The organism is Natrialba taiwanensis DSM 12281, assembly GCF_000337595.1.
Taxonomy (GTDB): Archaea; Halobacteriota; Halobacteria; order Halobacteriales; family Natrialbaceae; genus Natrialba; species Natrialba taiwanensis.
Genome location: NZ_AOIL01000042.1, coordinates 91,772 through 117,240 on the forward strand (window position 1 = coordinate 91,772; position 25,469 = coordinate 117,240).

34 protein-coding genes and 1 tRNA gene are annotated in these 25,469 nt (G+C 62.6%); 17 read left to right on the top strand and 18 right to left on the bottom strand.

The genetic code is table 11. The features are described from left to right. Positions 1-2 precede the first annotated feature (2 nt). From C484_RS10950 to C484_RS10960, 3 genes are all read right to left on the bottom strand, one after another. The gene (locus C484_RS10950) at positions 3-1,004 is read right to left on the bottom strand and encodes an ABC transporter permease (RefSeq protein ID WP_006666682.1); all 1,002 of its coding nucleotides are present in this window, start codon (positions 1,002-1,004) and stop codon (positions 3-5) included. Further along, positions 1,001-2,017, bottom strand: coding sequence for an ABC transporter permease (locus C484_RS10955; protein ID WP_049915324.1), 1,017 nt, complete (start codon positions 2,015-2,017; stop codon positions 1,001-1,003). The genes C484_RS10950 and C484_RS10955 overlap by 4 nt, the downstream gene beginning before the upstream one ends. Positions 2,018-2,104: 87 nt before the next feature. Then, entirely contained in the window at positions 2,105-3,658 is a 1,554-nt protein-coding gene (locus C484_RS10960; protein ID WP_006826016.1) for an ABC transporter substrate-binding protein, read from the bottom strand. 233 nt (positions 3,659-3,891) lie between these two features. Between C484_RS10960 and C484_RS10965 the strand changes: the two genes are divergently transcribed. The 3 genes from C484_RS10965 to C484_RS10975 all read left to right on the top strand — a co-directional run bounded on the left by C484_RS10965 (position 3,892) and on the right by C484_RS10975 (position 5,775). Next, on the top strand, positions 3,892-4,548 hold the full coding sequence (locus C484_RS10965) for a reverse transcriptase-like protein (protein ID WP_006826017.1): 657 nt from the start codon (positions 3,892-3,894) through the stop codon (positions 4,546-4,548). 191 nt (positions 4,549-4,739) lie between these two features. Beyond that, positions 4,740-5,306 (top strand): DUF2240 family protein, encoded by a 567-nt coding sequence (locus tag C484_RS10970; RefSeq protein ID WP_006826018.1) that lies wholly within the window; start codon positions 4,740-4,742, stop codon positions 5,304-5,306. A 22-nt stretch (positions 5,307-5,328) separates the two neighbouring features. Continuing rightward, positions 5,329-5,775, top strand: coding sequence for a hypothetical protein (locus C484_RS10975; protein ID WP_006826019.1), 447 nt, complete (start codon positions 5,329-5,331; stop codon positions 5,773-5,775). A 14-nt stretch (positions 5,776-5,789) separates the two neighbouring features. Here C484_RS10975 and C484_RS10980 read toward each other — a convergent pair whose 3' ends face one another. The 3 genes from C484_RS10980 to C484_RS10990 form a co-directional block, all read right to left on the bottom strand. Further along, the gene (locus tag C484_RS10980; RefSeq protein WP_006826020.1) at positions 5,790-7,091 is read right to left on the bottom strand and encodes a cation:proton antiporter; all 1,302 of its coding nucleotides are present in this window, start codon (positions 7,089-7,091) and stop codon (positions 5,790-5,792) included. 35 nt (positions 7,092-7,126) lie between these two features. Then, entirely contained in the window at positions 7,127-7,627 is a 501-nt protein-coding gene (locus C484_RS10985; RefSeq protein WP_006826021.1) for a cation:proton antiporter regulatory subunit, read from the bottom strand. 191 nt (positions 7,628-7,818) lie between these two features. Further along, complete coding sequence (locus C484_RS10990) at positions 7,819-8,193, bottom strand: methylglyoxal synthase (RefSeq protein WP_006826022.1); 375 nt, start codon at positions 8,191-8,193, stop codon at positions 7,819-7,821. Positions 8,194-8,467: 274 nt separating this feature from the next. On the opposite strand from C484_RS10990, the gene C484_RS10995 reads away from it, so the two are divergent. Then, positions 8,468-8,920: a VOC family protein gene (locus C484_RS10995; RefSeq protein WP_006826023.1), complete on the top strand. Its 453-nt coding sequence runs from the start codon at positions 8,468-8,470 to the stop codon at positions 8,918-8,920. Positions 8,921-9,047: 127 nt separating this feature from the next. Here the strand turns inward: C484_RS10995 and C484_RS11000 are convergent, their stop codons facing one another. Together C484_RS11000 and C484_RS11005 are read right to left on the bottom strand one after the other, a co-directional pair. Then, positions 9,048-9,587, bottom strand: coding sequence for a hypothetical protein (locus tag C484_RS11000; protein WP_006826024.1), 540 nt, complete (start codon positions 9,585-9,587; stop codon positions 9,048-9,050). A gap of 289 nt (positions 9,588-9,876) precedes the next feature. Continuing rightward, positions 9,877-10,227 (bottom strand): hypothetical protein, encoded by a 351-nt coding sequence (locus C484_RS11005; protein WP_006826025.1) that lies wholly within the window; start codon positions 10,225-10,227, stop codon positions 9,877-9,879. Between the two features lie 269 nt (positions 10,228-10,496). Between C484_RS11005 and pyrF the strand changes: the two genes are divergently transcribed. Next, positions 10,497-11,297, top strand: a complete 801-nt coding sequence (gene pyrF / locus C484_RS11010) for an orotidine-5'-phosphate decarboxylase (RefSeq protein ID WP_006826026.1) — start codon at positions 10,497-10,499, stop codon at positions 11,295-11,297. Between the two features lie 284 nt (positions 11,298-11,581). Further along, positions 11,582-12,001, top strand: coding sequence for a hypothetical protein (locus C484_RS11015; protein WP_006826027.1), 420 nt, complete (start codon positions 11,582-11,584; stop codon positions 11,999-12,001). A gap of 289 nt (positions 12,002-12,290) precedes the next feature. Here the strand turns inward: C484_RS11015 and C484_RS11020 are convergent, their stop codons facing one another. Further along, positions 12,291-12,554 carry a hypothetical protein gene (locus tag C484_RS11020; RefSeq protein ID WP_006826028.1) on the bottom strand — a complete coding sequence of 88 codons (264 nt, stop codon included), beginning with the start codon at positions 12,552-12,554 and terminating at the stop codon, positions 12,291-12,293. A 35-nt stretch (positions 12,555-12,589) separates the two neighbouring features. Further along, on the bottom strand, positions 12,590-12,775 hold the full coding sequence (locus C484_RS11025) for a hypothetical protein (protein WP_006666667.1): 186 nt from the start codon (positions 12,773-12,775) through the stop codon (positions 12,590-12,592). Between the two features lie 115 nt (positions 12,776-12,890). On the opposite strand from C484_RS11025, the gene C484_RS11030 reads away from it, so the two are divergent. After that, positions 12,891-14,498 carry a GTPBP1 family GTP-binding protein gene (locus C484_RS11030; protein ID WP_006826029.1) on the top strand — a complete coding sequence of 536 codons (1,608 nt, stop codon included), beginning with the start codon at positions 12,891-12,893 and terminating at the stop codon, positions 14,496-14,498. A 90-nt stretch (positions 14,499-14,588) separates the two neighbouring features. Continuing rightward, positions 14,589-14,888 (top strand): hypothetical protein, encoded by a 300-nt coding sequence (locus C484_RS24340; RefSeq protein WP_006826030.1) that lies wholly within the window; start codon positions 14,589-14,591, stop codon positions 14,886-14,888. Here the strand turns inward: C484_RS24340 and C484_RS11040 are convergent. The 8 genes from C484_RS11040 to C484_RS11075 form a co-directional block, all read right to left on the bottom strand. Continuing rightward, positions 14,857-15,300: a hypothetical protein gene (locus C484_RS11040; RefSeq protein ID WP_006826031.1), complete on the bottom strand. Its 444-nt coding sequence runs from the start codon at positions 15,298-15,300 to the stop codon at positions 14,857-14,859. The genes C484_RS24340 and C484_RS11040 overlap by 32 nt on opposite strands. Before the next feature lie 97 nt (positions 15,301-15,397). Further along, positions 15,398-16,078 carry an HAD family hydrolase gene (locus C484_RS11045; protein WP_049915333.1) on the bottom strand — a complete coding sequence of 227 codons (681 nt, stop codon included), beginning with the start codon at positions 16,076-16,078 and terminating at the stop codon, positions 15,398-15,400. 50 nt (positions 16,079-16,128) lie between these two features. Beyond that, a complete protein-coding gene (locus tag C484_RS11050; RefSeq protein ID WP_006826033.1) occupies positions 16,129-16,683 on the bottom strand; it encodes a hypothetical protein in 555 nt (184 codons plus the stop codon). 39 nt (positions 16,684-16,722) lie between these two features. Beyond that, positions 16,723-17,655 carry a methenyltetrahydromethanopterin cyclohydrolase gene (mch, locus tag C484_RS11055; RefSeq protein ID WP_006826034.1) on the bottom strand — a complete coding sequence of 311 codons (933 nt, stop codon included), beginning with the start codon at positions 17,653-17,655 and terminating at the stop codon, positions 16,723-16,725. A 114-nt stretch (positions 17,656-17,769) separates the two neighbouring features. Further along, positions 17,770-17,985: a heavy-metal-associated domain-containing protein gene (locus C484_RS11060; protein WP_006826035.1), complete on the bottom strand. Its 216-nt coding sequence runs from the start codon at positions 17,983-17,985 to the stop codon at positions 17,770-17,772. Between the two features lie 70 nt (positions 17,986-18,055). Continuing rightward, a complete protein-coding gene (locus C484_RS11065; protein WP_006826036.1) occupies positions 18,056-18,367 on the bottom strand; it encodes a thiamine-binding protein in 312 nt (103 codons plus the stop codon). Between the two features lie 161 nt (positions 18,368-18,528). Then, positions 18,529-18,909, bottom strand: coding sequence for a HalOD1 output domain-containing protein (locus tag C484_RS11070; RefSeq protein ID WP_006826037.1), 381 nt, complete (start codon positions 18,907-18,909; stop codon positions 18,529-18,531). A 398-nt stretch (positions 18,910-19,307) separates the two neighbouring features. After that, positions 19,308-19,378, bottom strand: a tRNA-Gly gene (locus C484_RS11075). A 301-nt stretch (positions 19,379-19,679) separates the two neighbouring features. On the opposite strand from C484_RS11075, the gene C484_RS11080 reads away from it, so the two are divergent. Genes C484_RS11080 through rpmC form a run of 9 tightly spaced genes read left to right on the top strand, consistent with a single transcriptional unit; the run spans position 19,680 to position 25,460 of the window. Next, positions 19,680-20,579 (top strand): putative RNA uridine N3 methyltransferase, encoded by a 900-nt coding sequence (locus C484_RS11080; RefSeq protein WP_006826038.1) that lies wholly within the window; start codon positions 19,680-19,682, stop codon positions 20,577-20,579. 4 nt (positions 20,580-20,583) lie between these two features. Next, positions 20,584-21,606, top strand: coding sequence for a 50S ribosomal protein L3 (locus C484_RS11085; RefSeq protein ID WP_006826039.1), 1,023 nt, complete (start codon positions 20,584-20,586; stop codon positions 21,604-21,606). A gap of 3 nt (positions 21,607-21,609) precedes the next feature. Further along, positions 21,610-22,362, top strand: coding sequence for a 50S ribosomal protein L4 (gene rpl4p / locus C484_RS11090; protein WP_006108962.1), 753 nt, complete (start codon positions 21,610-21,612; stop codon positions 22,360-22,362). Next, positions 22,359-22,613: a 50S ribosomal protein L23 gene (locus C484_RS11095; protein ID WP_006108961.1), complete on the top strand. Its 255-nt coding sequence runs from the start codon at positions 22,359-22,361 to the stop codon at positions 22,611-22,613. Before rpl4p ends, C484_RS11095 begins: the two co-directional genes overlap by 4 nt. A 2-nt stretch (positions 22,614-22,615) precedes the next feature. After that, a complete protein-coding gene (locus C484_RS11100; RefSeq protein ID WP_006826040.1) occupies positions 22,616-23,338 on the top strand; it encodes a 50S ribosomal protein L2 in 723 nt (240 codons plus the stop codon). Further along, positions 23,335-23,760 carry a 30S ribosomal protein S19 gene (locus C484_RS11105; RefSeq protein ID WP_006826041.1) on the top strand — a complete coding sequence of 142 codons (426 nt, stop codon included), beginning with the start codon at positions 23,335-23,337 and terminating at the stop codon, positions 23,758-23,760. Before C484_RS11100 ends, C484_RS11105 begins: the two co-directional genes overlap by 4 nt. Before the next feature lie 7 nt (positions 23,761-23,767). Continuing rightward, on the top strand, positions 23,768-24,262 hold the full coding sequence (locus C484_RS11110) for a 50S ribosomal protein L22 (protein ID WP_006826042.1): 495 nt from the start codon (positions 23,768-23,770) through the stop codon (positions 24,260-24,262). After that, positions 24,262-25,248 carry a 30S ribosomal protein S3 gene (locus tag C484_RS11115; protein ID WP_006826043.1) on the top strand — a complete coding sequence of 329 codons (987 nt, stop codon included), beginning with the start codon at positions 24,262-24,264 and terminating at the stop codon, positions 25,246-25,248. The genes C484_RS11110 and C484_RS11115 overlap by 1 nt, the downstream gene beginning before the upstream one ends. Beyond that, the gene (gene rpmC / locus C484_RS11120) at positions 25,248-25,460 is read left to right on the top strand and encodes a 50S ribosomal protein L29 (protein WP_006666651.1); all 213 of its coding nucleotides are present in this window, start codon (positions 25,248-25,250) and stop codon (positions 25,458-25,460) included. The genes C484_RS11115 and rpmC overlap by 1 nt, the downstream gene beginning before the upstream one ends. The last annotated feature ends 9 nt before the right edge of the window (positions 25,461-25,469 follow it).

The window sequence follows — 25,469 nt, forward strand, 5'->3', positions numbered from 1 at the left end:
GCTTAGGCACCTCCACCTTCGCCCTCGATGTTCGGATCCAGTGCGTCGCGAAGCCAGTCGCCGAGGAGGTTGACGGCGATGACCGCGAAGACGATGCCGAGTCCCGGCACCATCGAGATCCACCAGCTCGTTCGCTGGTAGCCCTGACCTCGCGAGATGTCGTAGCCCCACGAGAGTGTCGTCCCGGAGAACCCGAGGAACGACAGCGAACTCTCGAGGAGGATGACGGCGGCGACCTGAATCGTCGCCAGGACGATCACCGGGGTGAGGCTGTTCGGCAGAACGTGTTTGAACAGGATCGTCCAGTTGCTCGCGCCCATACTCCGCGCAGCCGTGACGTACTCTTCGTTGCGAACGCTCATCGCCTCGCCGCGGGCGACGCGGGCGAACCAGACCCACGTTACCAGCGCGACGACGACCGTGACCGTTCCAGGGAGCGTCGTACTTTCCGGCATACCATCGATGAGCCCGAATCGGGTGAGCGGATCAGGAATGCCGAACCCGGCCGAACCGAAGACGCCGATAAGCGCGAGCGCGAGGACGAGCGACGGAAACGCGAGCATGGTGTCGGCGATGCGCATCATCACGTCGTCGACCCGCCCGCCGTAGTAGCCGGAGACCAGTCCGAACGGAACGCCGATGAGGACGGCCAGTCCGGTTCCCAACAGCCCGACGAGCATCGACGTTCGTGCACCGTACACCAGTCGGGAGAACACGTCCTGACCGATGTCGTTCGTCCCGAGGAGGTGGTCGCTCGTCGACTCGACTTCGACCTCGACGAACTCGCCGTCCTGGCCGATCTCGGTGGTGTAACTCGTCCCGAGCGGCGGGTAGCTGTTCCCGTTCTCGTCGAGGTAACCGGTCCGAGTCGGATTGTGCGTCGCGAGCACCGGCGCAAAGATCGCCATAATGAGTATGCTCGCCAGGAGAACGAGCCCCAGTTTCGGGAGTAAACTCTCGCGAAAACCTTGCCGCAGATTCGATTCGAGTCTGTCCGGAATCATTCGTTGGTCACCCGTGGATCAAGCGTCGCATAGAGCGCGTCGACCGCAATGTTGATCAGCACGAATCCGAGCGCGATAAAGACGATAATGCCCTGCATGAGCGGCCAGTCGCGTGCATTGAGCGCCTGAATTAACCGATCACCGAGCCCGGGCCAGTTGAAGACGGTCTCCGTGATCACCGCCCCGCCGATCAGCGTCCCCAGTTGGAGCCCGAGGACGGTGATGATCGGGATCATCGTGTTCCGCAGGACGTGTTTGTACCGGATCAACACGTACGGAATTCCCTTCGCCTCGGTCGCGGTCACATAGGGTTTGCCGAACTCGTCGATCATACCGCTTCGAGTCAATCGAGTGATCATCGCCGTGAAGTAGGTGCCGAGCGTGATCGCAGGCAGCATAATGTGGCGCACCCAGGTGAGTAAATCGCCTGCGTAGCCGGTCGTCACAAGCGTCATCACCGCTTCACCGAAACCGACCGGCCGTCGCCCCTGTGGGAAGGTAAATCCGAGGTAGGTTTCCATCGGGTCCTGCAGGAAAACGGCAAACAGCAGGATGAGCATCAATCCGAGCCAGAAGTTCGGCGTCGAGATGCCGAGCAACGAGAATAACGTTGCACCGTAATCGGCGGGCTCGTTCCGTCTCGAGGCGCTGATCACGCCGAGTGGCACCGCGATCACGATCGCGATGATCGTCGCCGCGATCGCCAACTCGAGGGTCGCCGGAACTCGTTCCAGAACCATCGCCGTCACCTCGCGACTCGACTGAAACGAGTAGCCGAAGTCGCCGGTGATCATTCCCTGCACGTAGTCTACATACTGGACGTAGATCGGTTCGTTTAGTCCGTACTGTTCTCTGACCTGATCGCGGATCTCGGGATCGGCCGCCGGGCCGACGATCAGATTCGCCGGATCACCCGGCGAAACTGCCCGCAGCGCGAACATAATCGTAATCACTCCCCAGATGACGAGTACCCCCTGCAGGAGCCGTTTTACCAGAAACTTTCCAATAGACATGTACCCTCGTATGCGAAATTTCGTCTGCTTAGTGTGCGTGCATGCGTTTTATTGTCGATTCTTGTTCTTCGGAACTGTTCCGGCGGACTACGGATTCATCTCCCAGACCCAGATATTCTCGTCCTCGCGGGGCTCCCACTCGATGTCGTCGCGAATGCCGTAGATGCTCTCTTGCTGGTGGAGGAAAATCCACGGCGCTTTCTCGCGGGCCATCTCGTTGAGGTCCTGGAGCGCCTGTTCGCGCTCGTCCTGATCGTCGATGCCTTGACTCTCGGTTATCGCTGAATCCAGTTCCTCGTCTCGGAACGTCTGGACACCGCCTCCCTCCTGGAAGAACCCGGAGACAGCGTAGTCGGTGTCACCCGTAATGACGCCCCACCCGATCAGGAAGAACGGAATCTCGTAGTTGTCCATTCCTGCCGAGTTCGCGTCCGAGACGACGCCGAAGTCGACGATGTTCGGCTCGCAACTGACGTTCTCGAGTTGATCTATCTGGTCGGCTACCCGCTCGGCGACGGCGGCATCGTTGAGGTACCGGCCCTGCGGGGCAGTCAGTTCGATTTCGACGCCCGCGTAGCCGCTGTCCTCGACGAGCTGTTCAGCCTGCTCGATGTCCTGCGAGTAGTGCTCTAAGTCCGGGTTATGCCCGTTGACACCCGGCGGTGACGGCTGACTCATTGGGCTTCCAAACGAACTGAGCGAGCCGTCGATGATCGCCTGATTGTCGACCGCGTAGTTCATCGCCTGCCGGAACTCCTGGCTGTCGAAAGGTTCCGACTCGTTTTTCATCACGCAGAAGATGTTCCGGAAGCTGGTCACGCGCCGGACTTCGGTGCCGTCGTTGTCGTTTATCGTCTGTGTATCCTGCGGGAGGATGTTTATCGACATATCGCTCGACCCTGTCTCGACCGCGGTGGCACGGCCGTTTGACTCCGTGTCGGAGTTGAACGTCACGCGTTCGAACGGGGCTTCGTCTCCCCAGTAATCGTCGAATCGCTCGAGAACGATTTCGGTATCGGGCGTGAAATCGACGACCTCGTAGGGCCCGGTTCCGTTGAAGATATCGGCCGAACTCCCCGCAATCGCCTCCTCCTCGCCGCCCTGCTCGCGGGTCCACTCCGCGTTCATCGCGCGGGCGTAGTTGCCGAACTCGTACTCGGCGAGCGCCGCCGCACCGCTGTACTGGAACTCGACCGTCGTCTCGTCGACCGCCTCCGCTCCTTCGATGGAACCGAGCCCTGCAACCTGCGAGGAGGCCGGACCGAACTCGGCGTCGATCTGGCGCTGGAGCGTAAACGCCACGTCTTCTGCGGTCAGATCTTGCCCGTCGTGGAACTGCACGTCATCACGGAGCGTCATCTCGACCGAGCCATCACCGTGGTTCCAGTCTTCAACGACGCGACTTTCCGGTGCCTCGCCAGGTTGGACGTTGAACAGCGGTTCGTAGATGTGATCGAACACGTCGAAGTAGTCGCCGGTAATGTGATCGATCGGATCGACCGTATCCGGGAACTCCGAGAGCGTGATCGTGATCTCGTCGATTTCTTCGTCCCCGCCGTCTCCGAGACAGCCAGCAACCGCACTGAGACCGACCGTCGTCCCGGCAACACCGGTCACTTTCAGCAGCGTTCGGCGATCCATACTCGTATTGTCAGCACCCTGCATACCCTGGACATAGCAGGACTGTTATTTATATATGTTGGTGGCCGGCCACACATCACACGGGTGACTGTCTTTCGCGCACGTGAACTGATGGACAAGCGTCCATTGCCAGCGACTCTTTTCGGTTGAAACGAACGTCTGATTTTCAACCAGCAGAACCAGTTTCTGAGTCGCGCCATAAGCTTAAGTTCCCTACAGTCCGTATCACAGATATGGCCGCTCACGGCCGGTCCGCACTGCGGGACCTGTTCGACGAGTCGCCCACACCTCATATTGCACACCCTCCTCGGACGCATCATCGCGACTTCTACGTCGCGACCGACGGCTCGTTCCGGGAGTCCGGTGGTGGATTGGGCGCTGTTATCGAAACGCGCGACGGCACCCGCGTCGCACGCATCGCGACGACGGATACGCCGCCGGACAACAACGTTGCCGAGTATCGCGCACTTCATCTCGGTCTCGATGTCCTCGCCGCACGAGCACCGCGCGATGCCTCCGTCGGCGTCCTCATCGACCACGACGCCCTCGCGAGCAACGTCAACAACACTATTCTGGCAACGAGCCACCCCGACGGCAAGCCGCCACGGCCCGTCTCGATTCCGGCCGCAACGCGCTATCACTGGCGCGGCATCCAGGCTCGCCTTACCGGCTTCGGTGCCGTCCGCGCCGCACGAATCGATAGCGACCAGAACCCCGCACACCCACTCGCCAACACGCCCGGCCGGTACCAGCACCTCTCTCACGAACCGGCACGCTGTGTCCTGCCGGACCCGCCACAGTCTTCCGGTCCCGATCCCGGCGATCCGACGCCATCGGAGTTCCCGCCGCCATCGCGAGCCGACCGCAACAACAAGCAGGCGTCGGACTAACGCCTGATACGGTCTGCTGTCAGTCAGTTTCCTCGCCCCTGCGATCGGTCCTGCGAGTCGTCGAGAACTCGGTACAGCAGCCCGTCTGACACGGTCTTCGCGGCATCCGCGGTATCCAGACATCCGAACGACTCCTCATTCAACACCCGGAATCGCCATCGTTATTTCACCGCTCCAGAGAGTCGTCCCCGATGAGCCTTCGCGTCGCCGCCGCCGCCCCCTTCGTTCAACACGGCACGAACCGCCTCGAGGAAAGCGAGTTCGTCGTCGCCCTCTCGCTCGACCGCGACTGGTTCTCCCCCGACCAGTCGAAACGCCTGATCGACGTCGCCACCCAGGACGGCCTCCTCGAACCCGACGGCACCGAACTCGTCGCCACCTTCGATCCGTCGTCGATCACGATCCCCGAGGACTTCGTGCCGGACGACGACATTCTCACCGAACGGTCCGCGTTCGAACGCGTCCTCGGCGCCCTCGTCGCCGACGGCGTGGCGAAACACGAGGCCGTCGGCGCGATTAACGCCCTCCAGAGCGACCTCGCCGTCACCATCGAAACCGCTGCCGTCGTCTACGCCCGCCGCGAAGGCATCGACGTCAGCGACCTCGTTCCCACCGCCCGCGCTGAACTCGTCAACGACGGTGGTGACGTCGATTCGGAACCGGAACCGGAACGCAAACCTGGTGCCGGAGCCGAAGCCGAAGCCACCTCCAACTCCAAAACTACATCTGAAGCCGGAGTAGAAGCCGAAGAGCGTTAACCCTCGCTATCCCACCACCAGCATGGTCGAAGACCGGACAACCGACGGCACGCGAATCGCACAACTGCTCTCCTCCGAACTCGACGGCCGCGAGGACGGTGAACTCGCGGCTCTCGCCGTCACAAATGCCGATCGAGATGTCGATCCGACGGTCGACGGTGTTCGCGCATACGACGTGACGATCACGGGCGACAGTGGAGACGATGACGGCGATGTCGCCACCGACAACCCCGCCGGTGAGCGACTCGCACAGGTGTTCGTCCATCCCGACCGTTCCCACCTCGAGTTCACTGCGGGACAGGACGTTGCGGCCGAGGCCGCTGCGAACGAGGGGCTTCGCGTTCGACCGAAGGCGACCCAGCCGCCGCGAACGCTGGTGTTCGTCGAGAGCGGTGCCGAAGTCAAGCGCGCGACGGACGTCGTGCAGGCGGTCGTGCGCGAGGAAGGAGTGGACGGAGCGAGCACGTAGCGGTCGGACGCTGGTCAATCGTCGCCCGGTTGCGGTATCCCGTCGCCGGCATTTTCGAGTCGCGGCACGACAATTGCCTCGATTCGGTCGGAGTGTTGCATGAGCGTCGTCCCGAGCACGCTCATGACGAGCACGTACCCGATAGCGAAGGCGTAGATCGTGTCGGCAGTCCCCGCGGCGAGGCTGGTCCCGGCACCGCTGATGGCGAGACTCGCGATGATCAGCGAGAACTCGCCGCGGGTCGTCATTCCGAGCCCGACTCGGACCGACCGCTGAACATCGAGATCGTAGAGACGCCCCCCGAGATAGCCGCTGACGAGTTTCGTCGGGGCCGTCAGCACGACGCCCGCAGCGATCGCCGCGAGGACGAACCCATCGGCGAACAGCATCGGGTCCGTCCGAATCCCGATCCAGACGAAAAACACCGCCGCGAAGGTATCCCGGAGCGGTTCGAGCAAGTTCTCGAGATCGTGAACGTGATCCGTCGAGGAGAACGCCATTCCAACGAAGAAGGCGGCGACCGCCTCGCTCACGCCGAGTGCCAGTGCCACACCGGACACGAATATCGTGATGCCGAGCGCACGCAAGACGAAGAACTCGTGAGAGTCCGTTTCGAGACTGCGCTGGACCCAGTCGGTTCCGAACGAGACGGCAAGCAACAAGACCAGGAGAAATCCGACCGCGATGCCGATCTGACCGAGCGCCTCGCCGACATCGCCGCCACCGCCGACGAGCACCGACGCAATCGCCAGATAGACGGCGATAACGAGGTCCTCGTAGACCAGCGTCCCGAGCAGCGGCTCCGATTCGTCGTTTGCGATCCAGCCCAGATCGATGATCGACTTCGTAATGATCGCACTCGAGGAAATGTAGACGATCCCCGCCGTGAGAAACGCGGGCAGTATCCCGTCGAAAAGAATCCAGCCGAGACCCAGTCCCGCACTGAAGTTGACGACGAAATCGACAGTCCCCACCTTTCCGATCCGATCTCTCGCCTGGATTAGGCGGTCGAGATTGAACTCGAGGCCGAGAAAGAACAACAACAGAACGATCCCGACCTCGGCACTGACGTGAACGAAGTCTGTGTCGGCGAGTGCACCGTCACTGAGCGACGCAACCAGATCGACGCCACGGACCGTCCACTCCACGCCGAGTGGACCCGGGAGTTCACCGAGGACGTGCGGACCCAGCAGTATCCCGATGAGGATATACCACGGAATCACCGATTGGTTGATCCGCTGGGCGACGAGTCCGGCGACTCCTGCCGCTCCGAATAGGACTCCCAAATCGATCAGTGCGGTCGATTCAGCCGCCACTCGAGCTCACCTCGGAAACTCCCGCCACCGGAGACTCAATCCTCGTCTCCAGTCTGGGATTCGAGCAACGTTTCGAACTCGCGACAGTCCTCTCGGTCCCCGACGACGACGAGCGTGTCGTCGGCTTTGATCACCGTCTCGGGATCAGGCGGCGCGATTACCTCGCCCGCACGCTGGATTGCGACGATGGAGACGCCGGTTCGTTCTCTGATCCGTGCATCGGCGAGACTCCGTCCGGCGAGTGCAGCGCCCTCGCTCACGCTGTACCATTCGAGAAACGTATCGTCGGAGAGAATCGTCTCTACGCGTTCGGTCTGAACCGGCTGGAAGTACGCCCCTTCGAGGATCGTGCCGATCTTCCGCGCGAGCCGATCCGACGCCTCGAATAATTTCTCGCTGTCGGCGTCCGGATCCGGTTTTCGATACACCTCCCGCTTTCCCGTATTGTGGGTGACGATAACGAGGCGTTCGTCGTTTTCGAGTTCGACCTCGAACTTCTTTCCAACCCCCGGGAGGTCGCTCTCGTAGATGGTCATACACGAACCAGGCAGGCCGTGATATTAAAATCCGTGACACACCACGGACGAGTCGATGGCGGATGGGACAGTGGTTCATTGAGGTGTTGTCATCTCTGATTGGTGAACTGCTGTGATGCTGGGTGGGGAGGATGAGCGGACAGTCGAATACTGGTCTGATTGACACTTCTTCAGCGAGATATTGCACGCGGTCAGCCGGTCTCTGCAAGTCCCTCGATGAGAAACGTCGCAGACGCGAGGTTCGTCGCCAGGGCCGTGTCGTGAACGTCACAGATCCGTAACAGCGCCGAGATATCCGGCTCGTGGGGCTGGGCACGAAGCGGATCGCGCAGGAAGATGACGCCGTCGATCATCCCCGCTGCGACCTCCGCGCCGATCATCAGATCACCGCCGTACGGGCCCGACTCCTTGCGTTCGACCTCGAGTTCAGTTTCCGTCTGGAGGCGCTTCCCAGTCGTTCCGGTCGCGACGAGATCGCAGGTCGCAAGGGCGTCCTCGTAGCGCTCGGCGAACTCGATCAAGGCCGGTTTCTCCTCGTCGTGGGCGATCAGTGCGAGGCGACTCATATCGGATTGTCGAGTGCGGTGACTGTAATAGTATCCCCGCTGGTTGCTTCAGTTCGGATGATGCTGTCACCAGCTGCTGGGACGAACTCGCCGATCGACCCAATCGGGACGGACGGCTATCAGCCGGTTCCGGCGCACCTGCGCCCGTCCTGCGGGCGCGCTGGGAACTCGGGGCAGCACCCGTTCGAGACGAGCGAGGGGGATCGAGGGAGCCAAGAGGATCGATCCAATCCAGAGCCGAACGTTTTTTCGGCCGGGCTTCCGGACGTTCGCTATGCCACCGATCCACTCCGACACGGACACTCACCACGTTGGGATTACCGTCAGCGACCTCGATACCGTCCTCCCGTTTTACCGCGATGTACTCGGCCTCTCGGTCGCTGACGAGTTCACCGTTGCCGGTCCTGAACTCGCCGACGCGATTGATGTCGACGGCGCGAGCGGGACGTTCGTGCATCTCGAGGGCGAGGGAGAGGGTGAGGGCCCCCGGAACTGCCGCGTCGAACTCGTCGAGTTCGAACCGGCGGTTCGCGAGGTGCCGGCCGCGGGACTCAATCAGCCGGGCGCGATGCACGTCGGCCTCGAAGTTGGTGATCTCGCGGCGTTCGACGAGGCGTTGCCGGCGGATGTGACGACGTTGAGCGGGCCGCAAACGACGGAAAGCGGGACGACGATCATGTTTTTGCGCGACCCGGAGGGGAATCTCGTCGAGGTGCTCGAACCGTAGCGAACCGACGAGTCGCCGTCCCGATGCCGTGTTGGCTCCGGTTCCGGACGGCCGTGAGAACCATGCACTTGCTTCCGACGCCCTCCGCGATTTCGATCGTTGACGGTCGATTTGCTACCGTGGCTGCTCAGTCGAGAAACCGTTCTGTCCCGGGGATTTCGTCCGCCTCGGCCGGAAGGTCATCGAACCAGCCCGCATCCTCGACCGGGTCGCCCTCGGGGGTAGCCGCCTCGAGGTCGTAGCTACCGGAAACCGGCGAGGCGCTGAAGATGACGAACCCTCGAGATGCCGTTTTCGTCCCGTCTTCCGTCCGGACGCGGATATCCCAGACGCCTTCGATCGCATCGAGTGTGACGGTGAAACCGATGGTCTCCTGAATGTGCGTCGTAATTCTCGCGGCGAAGTCCTCCTCGGGGGCGACCGTTGCGACGGGAATTTTCCACGCGCACGTGTCGGTGAGCCGCCGGAAGAGCAGGTCGCCATCGGAGTTCGTGATCCCTGCTCCGGCGAGATCAGCGAGGGCTGCGACTTGCTCGACGAGTTCATCATCGACAACATCCGTCTGTTCGTGAAACGGGATGTCATCGCGATTGCGCAGCGCTTCGTGGTCGATAACTGGTCCGGTGGCCGTCGGTGGAGATTCGTCCCCAGTGTGGTGACGTGGCATTGTGCAGGTGACTGCAATCGGTGTAGTTGCTGGCTCTCGTGCCGTCGATGGCTCTGTCTCCGTGGATCGTGAACTCGTCCGCTGAACAACGGCAGTATGAACACCGTAATTCCTCTCTACAGGTAGGAATAAAAATGATTTCATCGAGCGCCGCAGTGGTTCCCTGTCAGTATCGAAACCAGCAGGCCGTGTGATCTCGACTTGGTCGTCGAACTGATACGGACTGCTGTAAATGCGAGTCTCGCGACTGTTGGTGAACGAGGAGACTGCGCGTAGCTACTACCGCGCCCTATCGCGAAAACGTCGATCGAACCTGTTCGACCTCGGTATTGCACGAGGGACAGGTTTCCTTTTCGTCGTCAATGTAGACCGCATTGCAGGTCGAACACTGGAAGAGATTACCGGCGGCGTCCGACTGTGCCGCCGTCGAGTTCGTTACCGCCTCGGGTTCATGGTCGCCGCTGTAGTCGGGGCCGTTCTCCTGGCCGCGACCGTCGGTCGGTTTCGGACCGCGAACGGACGGTTGGCCGGGTTCCGTCGCTCCCCCGCTTGCCTGGGCCGTCCCCCGAAGTGTCGACTGGATCTGGTTGCGAACACGTCCGAACTGCAATAGCGGCTTCACCTTCCCTCGGATATCCATACAATGCCTATACCCATTACCCCGAAGTAAATACCATCTAATATGTTTGGTATTGTCATCTGGTACCGTTCCGTACACTTGGAACGCACGCGACACACCTCGTCCGTGTTCGCAGCGAAACGGAGGGCTACCGTGTCGATTCGTTGCCGGCCTGCCGCGTTGCTATCGACACCTTCCGGACGACAGCCTGCAATTTGTTCCCAACTGCTCACTGAGTGCTGTCCAGCGGTATAGGAACCTTTTCGACCGTCCGGCGGTCACTCGCGTGCATGAACTTCTTCGATCGACTGCACGACCGCATCCGAACGGTCGACAGCGTCGTGAGCGTCGGCCTCGATCCCGATCCGTCTCGCATTCCCAAACACCTCCGCGAGTACGACCTCCCTCGGTGGGCGTTCAACCGCCGCATCATCGACGCAACCCACGAGCACGCCGCCGCCTACAAACCGAACGCCGCCTTCTACGAGGACCCCGACGGCTGGCGCGCACTCGAGGAGACGATCGCCTACGCCCACGGCAAGGACGTGCCGGTCCTGCTCGACGCGAAGCGAGCGGACATCGGCAACACGACCCGCCAGTACGCCCAACTGCTCGACCGCGCCGACGCGATCACCGTCAATCCCTACATGGGCCGGGACTCCCTCCAGCCGTTCCTCTCGAACGAGGCGGCCGGCGTCTTCGTCCTCTGTCGCACCTCGAACCCCGGCGGCGCGGACATCCAGGATCTCGAACTCGATTCCGGCGAACCCGTCTACGAACGCGTCGCCGCCCTCGCCGATCTCTGGAACGAAAACGACAACGTCGGCCTCGTCGTCGGCGCAACCAAGCCCGAAGAACTCGAGGACCTCCGGGAGCAGGTCCCCGACCTCCCGTTTCTCGTCCCCGGCATCGGCGCACAGGGCGGCGACGCCGAAGCCGCCGTCGAGTTCGGCCTGGCCGACGGCGTCGGCCTGGTGAACTCGTCGCGCGGGATCATCTTCGCGGGGGAAAACGATGGCGAGGAGTTCGCCAACGCGAGCGGCCAGGCGGCAAAACGGTTGCAGCGGCGACTCAATCAGTATCGGGACTGAAACGAACGACCCGACCCAGGGTGCGAGATCGCCGACGATTCTGCTACGTACAGCAGGCTTGTGAAGTCGGCCGAGACAGTTGAATTCGGTCTCGTGCTTGAGACGGGTCAGTACGGTCCGAGGACACAACGGTGAATTGAGAAGGTGACAACTTTTATCTACATATGCGTTTTATTGAGAATATGCGTCGTCGTGTCCTCCTTACCGGTTTTGCGGTCGGATCCGCTGCTATCGCAGGGTGGATGACTCGTGGAGCTAGCACTATACCGGACTCCGTCGGAAGGATGGACGTTGGAGCCAGCACTGGGGCAGATTCCAGCAATACGGAACCCGAGTTCGAGGTGAATGAAGCCGAACCCGGTGCGTTCATCCTCCTGCGGAACCAGCCACAGGTCCCAAATGGCATTACCGTGGGAGACGAATTTGAAATCGGTATTCATCTTGGGAACCCTGGTGGTGAGCCAGCTACTGGTGAAGTAAGTGTCGAACTCACGCCACCGAACGAGGAGGAGCCCGTGCAAACGGCCTCCACCAGTATTGACGGTGATGCGGAAATCCCGCCAGGAGAAGCGAGATTTTTCACGCTCGGTCGGTTCGATGCGACGGTAGCTGGCGACTGGGAACTCACCGCCGCTTCCGGAATTGAGCGGGTGAGCGATACATACGACAAAACAATCACAGTTGGAGAGCGACCTGACGACTAACAGCTGACGCTTGGCATCGAAGTAAATCGTCAGTCAGCCTCATTTCTGAAACCGGTCACAAAATCGGTGCTCAGTATTTACACACTTGTGGCGGGTCTTTCACTAGAGTGTGACCGAAACCGTCGCTCTCAGCCTAGTAACCAACCCAGCCGAACTGTCTGGTGGCCGTAATCTCCGACGTTTGGAACTCAACCTTTCTTGTTTTCCCTTCTCGTGGACAGACACCGGCAATAACTCGATAGAGATACGGATGTACGGACGCCTGGTGACCACAAATCTGCTCGAAGGCTTACGGGGGGTCGGCCGTCGAACAGGCGGCTGCGACGAGTCGCCCGACGACGTAGTCCTCGACGATTCGGGGCTCGATTTCGACTTCGACCGGGGTAGCGGGGACCGCCTCGAGTTGGTCGATGCCCTCGACGACGGCGATGTCCAGCGGACTTCCCTCGCGCGGGTGCGCGGCGACGAGCATTCCCTCGCGTTGCGCTACCTCGACACAAAACCGGTCACCGACGCCGACGGCGATCGCGAGTTCATCGCGAATGGTGGTCATTTGGTGGAGTGGATGCGAGGGGGGGGAGATAGCGATCAGAACCGGTGTACGTCGACGTCGTCCGAGTTCGGATCACGCCCAGGTTCGACCTGGGCTGCACAGTCGGCACAGAGCCCTTTTTCGCGGTCGTAGTGTTGCTCGCAGGCGAGCGTGCCGCAGTTGTCACAGCGCTCCTGGGCCGGCCGGGATTCACAGATCTGACAGAGGCCACTGACGCTCATACTGCATACAGGGGCTCGAGACCCTTGAAACCGGCCCCAGTATCTTCCGCCGATCTATGGTAATTGATACCCATAGACGGGAAGGCTTTTGCCGTGTGGCGCGCTATCAGTTGCTATGAGCCGTGACCGGGCTCTTCTCGAGCGAGCCCTGGACCGTGGCGAACAGGACGGTGGCAACGTCGAGTTCAAGGAACGGCTTTCACGCGATGTTCACCTCGAGAGTGGACGACGCGAGAGTCTGGCGGCCCAACTCCGTCACCGACTCCTTTCTGGCGACGGCGAGGCGACGTACGTCGTCGGCGTGACGGACGACGGCGGCCTCGCCGGTGTCGATCCCGATACCTTCTCGGAGACGATGGACGTGCTCTCGCTACTGGCCGAGGAAGCTGACGCACACATCGACGACGTACAGACCTGGGGAATCAACCAGGGGCTCGTCGGCGTCGCGACAATCAACGAGGGAAGCGTCCTTGAGACGGACGACGAACACGTCGTCGTCGGCACGGCGGGTCACGTCGACCACGGCAAGAGCACGCTCGTCGGCTCGCTTGTCACCGGCAACCCGGACGACGGCGACGGCGCGACCCGGTCGTACCTCGACGTCCAACCCCACGAGGTCGAACGCGGTCTCTCGGCGGATCTCTCCTACGCCGTTTACGGCTTCGACGACGACGGCCCAGTCCGCGTTCGTAACCCGAATCGCAAGGCGGACCGCGCCCAGGTCGTCGAGGAGGCCGATCGACTGGTCTCCTTCGTCGACACCGTCGGCCACGAGCCGTGGCTCCGCACGACGATCCGCGGGCTCGTCGGACAGAAACTCGACTACGGCCTGCTCGTCGTCGCCGCCGACGACGGCCCCACGCGAACGACCCGCGAACATCTCGGCGTCCTCCTCGCGACCGACCTGCCGACCATCGTCGCGATCACGAAAACCGACGCCGTCGACGACGACCGCGTCGAGGAAGTCGAACGCGAGGTCGAACGCCTCCTCAGAGAGGTCGACAAATCGCCGCTTCGCGTCTCCCGCCACGGCATCGACACTGCAATCGACGAAATCGGCGAGCGCGTCGTCCCCATCGTCGAAACCAGCGCCATCACGATGGACGGGCTCGAGACGCTCGATGAACTCTTCGACAGACTCCCGAAGACGTCCCAGGATACCGGCGAGTTCAGGATGTACGTCGACCGCAGCTACTCGGTGACCGGCGTCGGCGCGGTCGCCTCGGGGACCGTCAAATCCGGCGAGGTCGAGGCCGGCGACGAACTCCTCATCGGGCCGATGCCCGACGGACGATTTCAGGAGGTCGAGGTTCGATCGATTGAGATGCACTACCATCGGGTCGATACGGCCCAGGCCGGCCGGATCGTCGGAATCGCCCTGAAGGGGATCAAGGAGAGCGCGATCGAGCGCGGCATGGTCCTGCTCCCGCGGGACGCCGATCCGGAACCGATTCGCGAGTTCGAGGCCGAGGTGATGGTACTCAACCATCCGACCCGGATCGGCGACGGCTACGAGCCGGTCGTCCACCTCGAGACGATCGGCGAGGCGGCGGCGTTTCACCCCGACGAGGGTCGCCTCCTCCCGGGCGACACGGGCAAGACAACCGTCCGGTTCAAGTTCCGCCCGTACCTCGTCGAGGAAGGCCAGAAGTTCGTCTTCCGCGAGGGTCGCAGCAAGGGCGTCGGCACGGTGACGGCCGTTCACCCCGCGAACGCGGAGTGAGTCGTGTCCATCGTCGACCTCTCGACCCATTCGTCGATACATCGATGTGACACTCCGGCACATTTTTATTGAGATAAATCAGTTATTCTATTGATATTTCCGCGCTCCCCGGCCGGCCGCCTCCGATGGGCGATCCGCGAAGCGCTCGTCTTCGCCGGCATCCTGCTGTTCTGGATCGCTCTCGCCGCGGTCATTACGATCGTCTTGCAACTCCTCGTCCTGCCGTTCGATCTTCTCGGACTCCGACCTGGGCCGATGAGTGAACTCGTTTCGCTGGCGCGAGGATTTCAAGACCTGGTCGTTCCGATGACGGTGCTCACCTCGGGACTCTACACGCTCGTCCGCGCTGGAACGGTGCTCATCGATCACTACCGCCGGACGAGTTCGTAATCGCGACCGTCCCCAGCCCCACAGGGTGCTCGCCGGTCACCGTCCCACCGAGGGTCACCGCATCCGGGTGCATGAACAGAACCACGTCGTCGGGCATCGACACGTCCGTCCAGAGCTGCCGCTCCAGAAACGGCATCGATTCGACCGCGAGTTCGTCCGCGAGCAATCGCTGCTCGAGTGCCCGCCGATTGTTCGGATGCAGGTAGAACTCGCAAGTCGTCGGCTCGGTTCGCTCGGCGAGCGCACCGAAGAGTTGCTGGCAGACGTCGATCACGTCGTCGCCGTCGACCGTGACCAGCGGTGCGTCGGCGGCCGTGCCAGTAGCAGGCCTGTCGTCGCCAGCGCCGTGCGAGCCTGCGGTTCGTCGAATCTCCGCGACGATCGACTGAAAGTTGATCGCGTGGTCGGTCATCGACTCGCACGGACGACTGTCGCACAGTAAAAGCGGCCGGTCTTGGTCTGTGCACACTCACAGCCACACCGGCACGTGCTCACTCTCATCATCACCATCACCAGGGCGGCGTCACCAGTTCCTCGAGCGACTCGAGCGTGTGCTCGGGCGCGGGAGTCGGTTTCTCGGGGACCGAATCCGTCGCGGGAATCCATACCGACCGGAGGCCGGCCGCGCTGGCACCCGCGACGTCCGCTCCGAGCGAGTTCCCGACATAGACCGCTCGGTCCGGCGTCGATTCGAGCCGCTCCAGCGCGAGGTCGAACGGTTCGGCCGCCGGCTTCGCCGCCGCGTCGTAGCCGGCGCAGACGACCGTCTCGAATCGGTCCGCGAGGCCGATCGCCTCGAGTTTCGTCCGCTGCATTCCCGGCGGCCCGTTCGTGATGAGTCCGAGTCGGTACTCCTCGCCGAGTTGGTCGACGACCCGCCGTGCCCCCGGGAGTGGCTCGACGCTTTCCTGCGCTCGAACCTCGGCGAAGGCGTCCGCGACCGCCTCGCCGATCGAGCGGTCTTCGCCCGCGGCGACGGTCAGGTCGCCAAAACACCGCCGTCGAAGGTCTCGAATATCCGTGCTGTCCTCGAGATAGTCGCGGTAGCGGTCGTAGTACGCGTCGATATCCCAGCACTGCGAGACGCCGGCGCGGTCGAACGCGCTCGCGAGGACCTCGTCACCGCCACGACTATAGGTACACAGGGTATCGTCGAGGTCGAAACAGACGGTATCGATCGTCACAGTCACGGCCGCAAAACGGGATCACGAGCCAATAAAACGACCGTTTCGGTTACGGGCTACGATGACGTAGCGATTGCTCGATACCTGGTCTCGTTCGCCCGCTCATGGCGCTCGGCGAGTCCGAGCAGGACGGCCCACTCGAGTAGCCGCTCGATTCGGTCCGGTTGCACTCGCCGGCGGGACGACGACTGGGACTGGGACCGGGACTGGGGCTGAGGCTGAGACTGCACTCGGTCGGCGACGGCTGTAGCAGAAAGCGGTTCTGCGGCGGCGTCCAGCGCCTCGAGTATCGACCCCACGCCGTAGACTCGCTTGCGAAATGCAGCCCGTACCGCTTCCCGCTCGAGTTCACGATCCGTCCGCCGATAGCCATCCTCGCCGTCGGTCGCGAGTTCGAGCGCGCGGAGGAATGTCAGCCAGGTTGCGGCGTCGTCGCGGTCCCGGATCAGTTCGGTTCCGTCCGCGCCCCTCCCGGTTCGCTCGAGAACTCGCACGCAGCAGTCGGCGGTCTCCGCGGCGGCGGCCTTCGTCGCCGGAACTGCGTTCCGAACAGCGGCGAGGGTGTCAAAATCGGCTGGTGGCTCCGGGACCGGCTTGAAGGTGAGAGACATGTACTGTGTGGCGATTACGGGGTGCAGTTACGGGTGTCGTTACAGGTCGAACGACTGTGCGACTAGCTCCTCGTCCGTCTCACCGTGGACGTACGTCGGCCCGCCGAGCACGTCGATCGTGACCGACGCAGGCGCGAACAGATCCGAGGGAACCTCCTCGAAGTCCCAGTCGAGTTCGTCGAAGATGTCGCCGAACGGGCGGCCGTGGTCCTCGGCGGCGACCGATGGCACCGAATCGAAGACGTCCGCATCCTCACGAACCGTGAGGTGAGCCGTGCCGCCGTAAGCGATCGCATCGTTCGTGCGCGCAATCGCCGTCTGTTCGTCTGCGGCGACCGGCGCGACCGGTGCCCGGCCCGTCGCCGAGACGATATCGTGCAGGTCGTAACCCAGTTCAGCGAGGCGGAACGTCGCGAGTTCAGCCGCCCGCGCGGCGTTCGTAATGCTTCCGGCGAGACTCGCCGTCCGGTAGGCGAGCAGGAAGACGCTACTCGGCTCGACCTCCGCAAGGTCGGCGACCTGTGCGGCCGCGCTCTCGGTCGGGATGGCCTCCGTCTCGACGGCGAGTGCCGTCAGATCGAACGCGTCCGTGTACCCGACGCGCCTGAACTCTTCCTCCTCGGCGACGAGCGCCCTGGCGGGACCGCTTCCGAGCCCCTCGAAGTCCTCGGTGACGAGTTCCCAGCCGGCTTTCTGGGAGCAAAGCAGAGAGAGTGCGGGCTGGTCAGTCGAGAGTTCGACGTAGGGAAGCGATGCCCCGTCGAGGTCGCCGAGTTCGTAGCTCGGCGTCGCGAGCCCGGCGGTTTGGATCTCGGTCAGCAACAGTCCAGCTTCGATGCCGCCGTCGAACTCGACGCCGAAGTCGAGGACGGTCGCCTCGTTTTCGAGGTCGTAGCCGCCGACGTTCAACTCCTCGGCGTAGTCGAGGGCCTCGTCGACGAGCTCGATCGCCATGCGATTGAGACTTTCCATAGGCTACGCTTCAGGCTCCGCCATAAAACAGTTTGCCAGATTCAGTCTGACCTGCGTCTGACACAAGGGTCGAGCACGCCGAACGTAGCGTTCGACGCGGATCGCTGATAGCGGTTAGGCCGCTGTCTCGTAGCCGGCGTTTTCGATCGTCTCGGCGAGCGTCGCCTCGCCGACGGTTGTACCGTCGTGTTCGACGCGGACTTCGTTGGCTTCGTGATTCGCCGTCGCGGAGGCGACGCCGTCGAGCGCCTCGACGGCCTCGATGACGGTCGCTTCACAGCCGTTACAGGACATGCCAGTAACCTCGAGTGTGGTCTGGGTCTGCGCCATGGGCGTTGTAGTCGCGTCGAGCGGTTGAGTGTTCCGCTCAGCGGTCGGCGATTGTCTCGGCCGGTAGTGGTCAGCGCTGGCTCGTCGGCTCTCGGCCGAGTTCGTCCGCAACTGACTCGACTTTCGTCGTTGCGCTCGTCTCGCGCGTGCGTTTGTCATCTATTTTGAGAACCGTACTGACTCGATCGCCGTCGACTGCGTCGTGGGCGGCCTGTGCGGCCGCGAACAGTTCGTCCGTGCTTTCGGCCTCGATCACGGTGCCCATCGAATTCGTTTCGTACTCGACATCGTAGTTCTCGAGTTCGTCGACGGCCGCCGCAACCTCGCCGGCCATGCTGTCTTCGATCACGGGTGCGACACTCAGGAGTGCGAGTACCGTCATACAGGTCCCGAGGACGCCAGCGGTGGTAAATCCGTCCCCTTCGAGGTACTGTTGAGTTACCGGAAATCCGTGCCGCCGATCCCGTTGTGTCTACGGGTATCCGTGGATTTCGGTGTCGGCTTCTGTTTCCTGTCCGGTTGTAGACGGCCCGTTCGTGCGTGTTACCGTTGCTGAGAGTTCGGGTGTGGACGCGGCTGCTCCACGCCGGGGTCCGTCTCTGTTGGTGGATGGATGATCACGTCCCCGTTCGCATACACGTAGACCGTGTGTTCTACTGCCGTGAAGGCGACGTGGCCACCGCTGCGTTCGGAACCGTCTGCCGTCGATCGGAACAGCCGATTGAGGGCGTCCGGATCGACGCTATCGTACAGGGAGAACTCGCCCTGAGAAACGTCGATATCCGTGACCGATGCCAGCGCGTGGACGATCGTCGTCGTCACCAGCGCGCTGCTCTCGGTATCGTGGTGGAAAACGTAGCGGTCGTTCGATTGGTCGTACTGGCGGTCAGCCGCGTCATCTGCGGGTGAACAGTCCGTTTGCATAGGAGACGTGATGCGATCGTCTACACCTCCATATCCTGTTCCAGCATAAAACTCACTCGGTCGTGATATCGGTTATCGCTTGTGATGGACTCCCGCACTAACCAGTCGATCGCCTGTGAACTCGGCGGACCAACAAGCGACGAGTTACCCGGGATCCGGCGCGTACTCACGCTCTATACTACAGGTACGGGCGGTGAGTATGCACTACGCGGTGCGTATCAACAGTGATCGCCATAGAATTACAGATCCGACCCCGTCGCTCACGAGTTCAGTCGTGATAGAAGTGCGCTGGCTGGGATTTGAACCACGCCCAGACGTGCTCGCTTCGCTGTGCGCGACTGGTCTGATTCAAATCCAGATACGATTTCTGTCGCTCACGAATTTGTTCGCGACAAAAGTGCGCTGGCTGGGATTTGAACCCAGGTTGTGACCATGGCAAGGTCACGTGATACCACTACACTACCAGCGCCCTGCTGCACTTACACCTACTGTCGGAGGGATGTATAAGGGTTGCGAATCGTTTTGTCTTCGCTATGTCTGCCCATGTCGGAATCTGTGCCCATACTCTTGTACACCGTATTTGATGCAGCAATACTTGCTCCGTTCGGCCGTTGACAGACGAACAAATCACTCCAAACGACTGTGTGCCCGTTCGGCACGAATTACCGGGTGTGAGGCGTTCACAGCCGGAATCGAATCCGCTATTCTTTTAAGACCTTGTCCGCAACACATCGCTACAGTCTAGTGACGCGGCGCCGAAGCGTCACGGCATGACCGTCAGCGTACTCGTGCCGTCGTCGCTCACTCGGGAGGCCGAGGACAAACGCGAGGCTACTCGCAAACTCGGATACGTCGCCCGCGCGGCGACGGTCTTCCGTGCTGACCGCCTCGTCGTCTATCCCGACCGGGATGGCGAAACGGGGCGATTCGACGGCGGGTTCGTAAGCACCGTCTTGCGATACGCCGCAACACCGCCATACCTCCGCAACGAGGTCTGGGGGATGCGCAACGAACTGGAGTATGCGGGCGTCTTGCCGCCGCTCCGCGCCATGTCACAGACCGGCTCCGAATCTACCGGTTCGGGGTCGTTAAGACAAGGGATCGTGACCGAGGTCGGACCTGATCAACGCGTGCGGGTCAATTGCGGCTTGCAACACCCGATCTCCCTCAACGTGCCGCCGAAAATGGCGCTCGACGAGGGCGAGCGCGTGACTATCAGGATCTCTTCGCGACGACCGGTCCGGGCAAAGCTCGTCGACGACCCCCTTCCGGGGCTCTCCGTCGAGCGGACGGACCTACAGGCAGCACTCAGCCGTGAGGACGCCGGCGTTCGAATCGCCGCCTCCCGATACGGTACCGAACTTACCGTCGGGCGGCTCGACACGCTGGCCGGACGCGTCGACCGCGACGGGATGACCGTCGCCTTCGGCGCGCCCGAGAGAGGGCTGCCGGACATCCTCGAGTTCGAATCCGAGGACGCCGTCGACACGTTGTCGTCCTGGCCGCCGCGGTCAGACGACGCTGACGGAGTCGAACCCACATCTGGCGATGTCGATCCAGGACGAGGGTTCGACCTCTGGCTGAACACGGTTCCGTACCAGGGAAGCGATGTCGTGCGAACGGAGGAGGCTCTGTTCGCGACGCTCGCTCCCCTCTCACTCAGAGAGTGATAGAATGCCACAATCAAACGCACCACGCAAAGGCTCACTCGGGTTCGGCCCACGAAAGCGGGCGACCAGCGAGGTCCCACGCTTTAATTCGTGGCCGGACGACGACGGACAGCCGACGCTCCAGGGCTTCGCGGGCTACAAGGCCGGCATGACCCACGTCGTAATGGTCGACGACAAAGCGAACTCGCCGACCGAGGGAATGGAAGAGACCGTTCCCGTTACGATCGTGGAGACGCCGCCGATGCGCGCCGTCGCCCTGCGTGCGTACGAAGACACGCCGTACGGAAAGAAGCCGCTCACCGAGGTCTGGACCGACGAGTTCGTTCCTGAACTCGATCGCGTGCTGGACCTTCCCGGTGACGACTACGACACTGACGCTTCCGCGGACGAACTCCGTGGCTTCCTCGAGGAAGGACGCGTCGACGACGTTCGCGTCATCACGCACACGGTTCCGGGGGACATTCCCTCGATGCCGAAGAAGAAGCCGGACGTGATGGAGACGCGCGTCGGCGGCAGTTCCGTCGAGGACCGCGTCGACTACACCCTCGAACTGCTCGAGGACGGCGGCGGCGAACACGTCATGAACGACGTGTTCCGCGCCGGCGAGTACGTCGACGCAAGCGGCGTCACGAAAGGGAAGGGGACACAGGGTCCCGTCAAGCGATGGGGCGTCCAGAAACGCAAGGGCAAGCACGCCCGGCAGGGCTGGCGCCGCCGCATCGGGAACCTCGGTCCCTGGAATCCGTCCCGCGTCCGGTCGACGGTCCCACAGCAGGGACAGACCGGCTACCACCAGCGGACGGAACTGAACAAGCGCCTCGTCGATATCGGCGACGGCGCAGACGCGACGGTCGACGGCGGCTTCATCAACTACGGTGAAGTCGACGGACCGCACGTGCTGATCAAGGGCTCGCTCCCCGGACCGGAAAAGCGCCTCGTGCGCTTCCGCCCGGCGATCCGACCCGGAGACCAGCCGCGCCTCGATCCAGAGGTGCGCTACGTCTCCACCGCATCTAACCAGGGATAACACATGGACGCAACAGTACGCAACCTGGACGGCTCCGACGCGGGATCGGTCGACCTCCCGGCGGTCTTCGAGACGCAGTACCGCCCGGACCTGATCGCCCGCGCCGTCAACGTCGCCCAGGCAAACCGCAAACAGGACTACGGTGCCGACGAGTTCGCCGGCATGCGGACGCCGGCCGAATCGTTCGGTAGCGGCCGCGGGATGGCCCACGTCCCCAAGCAGGACGGACGCGGCCGCCGCGTTCCCCAGACTGTCAAGGGGCGCAAGGCCCACCCGCCGAAAGCCGAGAAGGACCAGTCCGAATCGATCAACACGAAAGCAAAGAAACTGGCCGTCCGCAGCGCCATCGCTGCGACGACCGACGCTGAACTCGTCGCCGAGCGCGGGCACGCGTTCGATGATGACGCCGAGATTCCGGTCGTCGTCGCCGACGAGTTCGAAGACCTCCAGAAGACGAAGGAAGTCGTCGAGTTCCTCGAGGCAGCGGGCCTCGCCGAGGACATCCAGCGTGCGGACGAGGGTCGAAACGTCCGATCGGGTCGCGGGAAGACCCGTGGGCGAAAGTACAAGACGCCGACGTCGATCCTCTTCGTTACGTCGAGCGAGACGGGGCCGTCGCGAGCGGCTCGAAACCTCGCCGGTGCCGATGTCGCGACGGCTGCGGAGGTCAACGCGGAAGATCTCGCACCCGGCGCACAGCCGGGTCGACTGACCGTTTGGACCGAAAGCGCACTCGAGGAGGTGGCAGACCGATGAGCTCGGTTATCGAGCACCCGCTCGTGACGGAGAAGGCGATGAACGACATGGACTTCGAGAACAAGCTCCAGTTCGTCGTCAACCCGGACGCTGCCAAACCCGAGATTCGCGACGAGGTCGAAGAGCGCTTCGAGGTCTCGGTCACTGACATCAACACGCAGGTAACGATGAAGGGCAAGAAGAAAGCAACCGTCAAACTGTCCGAGGACAACGACGCACAGGAAGTTGCCTCGCGAATCGGGGTGTTCTGAGGATGGGACGACGAATTCTTGGACAGCGACGTGGACGCGGGACGCCCACGTTCCGCGCCCCGTCACACCGGTACAAGGCAAAGCTCGAGCACAAGAAGGAAGAAGACGACAACGTGATCCGCGGGACGGTCGTGGATATCGAACACGACCCGGCCCGTTCGGCACCCGTTGCTGCCGTCGAGTTCGAAGACGGCGACCAGCGGCTCGTCCTCGCCCCCGAGGGTATCGGGGTCGGCGAGGAGTTGCAGGTCGGTGTCTCGGCCGAGATCAAGCCCGGAAACACGCTCCCGCTCGCGGAGATTCCGGAGGGCGTGCCGGTCTGTAACGTCGAGGCGAATCAGGGCGACGGCGGCAAGTTCGCTCGCGCCTCGGGGACCAACGCGGACCTGATCACCCACGACCGCAACGCGGCGGTTGTCCAACTCCCAAGCGGCGAGGTCAAGCGCCTCGATCCGCAGTGTCGCGCCACCATCGGCGTCGTCGCCGGTGGCGGTCGCACGGAAAAGCCGATGGTCAAGGCAGGGAACAAGTACCACAAGATGAAAGCGCGGGGCACGAAGTGGCCTCGCGTCCGCGGTGTGGCGATGAACGCCGTCGACCACCCGTTCGGTGGTGGCGGTCGCCAGCACCCCGGCAAACCGAAGTCCGTCTCGCGGGACGCCCCGCCGGGACGGAAGGTCGGTGACATTTCCTCGCGCCGCACTGGTCGAGGTGGAAACAAATGAGTCAGGAGTACCGAACCGGCCGTGAGGGTGAGGAGTTCACCTACCGTGGCCACACGCTCGAGGAGCTGCAGGATCTGGAGCTCGACGAGGTTGCCGAACTGCTGCCCGCACGGAAGCGGCGAAGTATCGAACGCGGACTCTCCGTCGAGAAGCAGAAGCTCCTCGAGGAAGCCCGCGGGAAAGACGAGCAGGAGACGGCGAACGCGCCGATCCGAACGCACCTGCGCGACATGCCGGTGCTGCCGGAGTTCGTCGGACTGACCTTCGAGGTCTACAACGGACAGTCCTTCGAGCGCGTTCGCGTCGAGCCCGAGATGATCGGACACTATCTCGGCGAGTTCCAACTGACCCGAACGTCCGTCGAGCACGGACAGGCGGGGATCGGTGCGACTCGCTCGTCGAAGTTCGTCCCACTGAAGTGATCCACGCATGGGAATCAACTACTCAGTCGACGCGGATCCCGACTCCACCGCGAAAGCGATGCTTCGGGAGCGTCACATGAGCCACAAGCACAGCAAGGAGGTCGCCCGCGAGATCAAGGGCCGAACCGTCGCGAACGCCCAGGCGTATCTCCAGGACGTAATCGACGAAGAACAGTCGGTCCCGTTTAAGTCCCACAACGCCGGTGCGGGTCACCGCTCCGACGTCGACGGCTGGGACGCCGGCAAGTACCCCGAGAAGGTTTCCGGGGAGTTCCTCGACCTGCTCGAGAACGTCACGGCGAACGCGGACCATCAGGGCTTCGACGGCGAGTCGATGGAGATCGTCCACGTCGCCGCCCACAAGGTCGGCGAATCGGTCGGTCGCAAGCCCCGCGCGATGGGGCGTGCCTCGTCGTGGAATACGCCGCAGGTCGACGTCGAGATCGTCGTCGAAGAAGTCGACGAGGAGACAGCAACCGAGGACGCGGAGGGTGACAACTAATGGCTGACGAACAACAGTTCATCGAAAACGGCCTGCAGCGGTCCCAGATCGACGAGTTCTTCCAGGAAGAACTCGGCCGCGCGGGCTACGGTGGCATGGACGTCGCCAAGACGCCGATGGGAACCCAAATCGTCCTCAAGGCCGAAAAGCCAGGGATGGTCATCGGCAAAGGCGGCGAGAACATCCGGAAGGTCACGACGGCGCTCGAAGAGCGCTTCGACCTCGATGACCCGCAGATCGACGTGCAGGAGGTCGACGAACCCGACCTGAACGCACGCATCGTCGCGGATCGCCTCGCCAACGCCCTAGAGCGCGGGTGGTACTTCCGCAAGGCCGGTCACACGACGATCGACCGGATCATGGAAGCCGGCGCACTCGGTGCCGAGATCGTCCTCTCCGGGAAAGTCACGGGTGCACGCTCACGCGTGGAGAAGTTCAACCGTGGCTACATCAAGCACAACGGCGAACCCGCCGCCGAAATCGTCGACGAGGGCCAGGGTGTCGCCGTCATGAAGCTCGGGACGATCGGCGTCACGGTCAAGATCATCCCGCCGAACGCTGAACTTCCCGACGACTTCGAGATCCACGAGGACGCCGATCCGGAAGAACTCGTCCCCGAGGCCGTCGAGGCCAACGAGGCCGAAGGTGTCGAGGAACTTCTCGAAGGCGAACCCGAAGAGCCCGCGGATGCCGAGGCCGCTGACTCCGGCGTCGAAGCGGGAGCCGACGAGACGCTCGAAACCGCAGCCGACGACGACGCCGAACTCGACGAAGAGGTCGTCGAGGAAGTTATCGAAGCGGAAGTCGAAGTTGAAGACGAGTCCGAGACGGACGCTGACGCCGACGATGACACTGACACCGACGACACCGAGGACGATGATGACCTCGATGAACTCGAAGAAGACGTCGAGGCCGAAGCCGAAGAACTCGTCGAGGAGATGGAAGCCGACGCGGACGAAGACGAAGACGAGGGAGGTGACGCCTGATGGCAATCCTCCACGTCAAAGAGATCCGCGACATGACGCCCGCCGAACGCGCGGAAGAACTCGATGAACTCGAGACGGAACTGCTGAACCAGAAGTCCGTTCTCGCCGCCGGTGGTGCCCCGGAGAATCCGGGCCGCATCGGTGAACTCAGTCGCACGATTGCGCGGATCAAGACGATCCAGCGTGAGGAAGGCGACCTGGACGAGGAATAATCGATTACA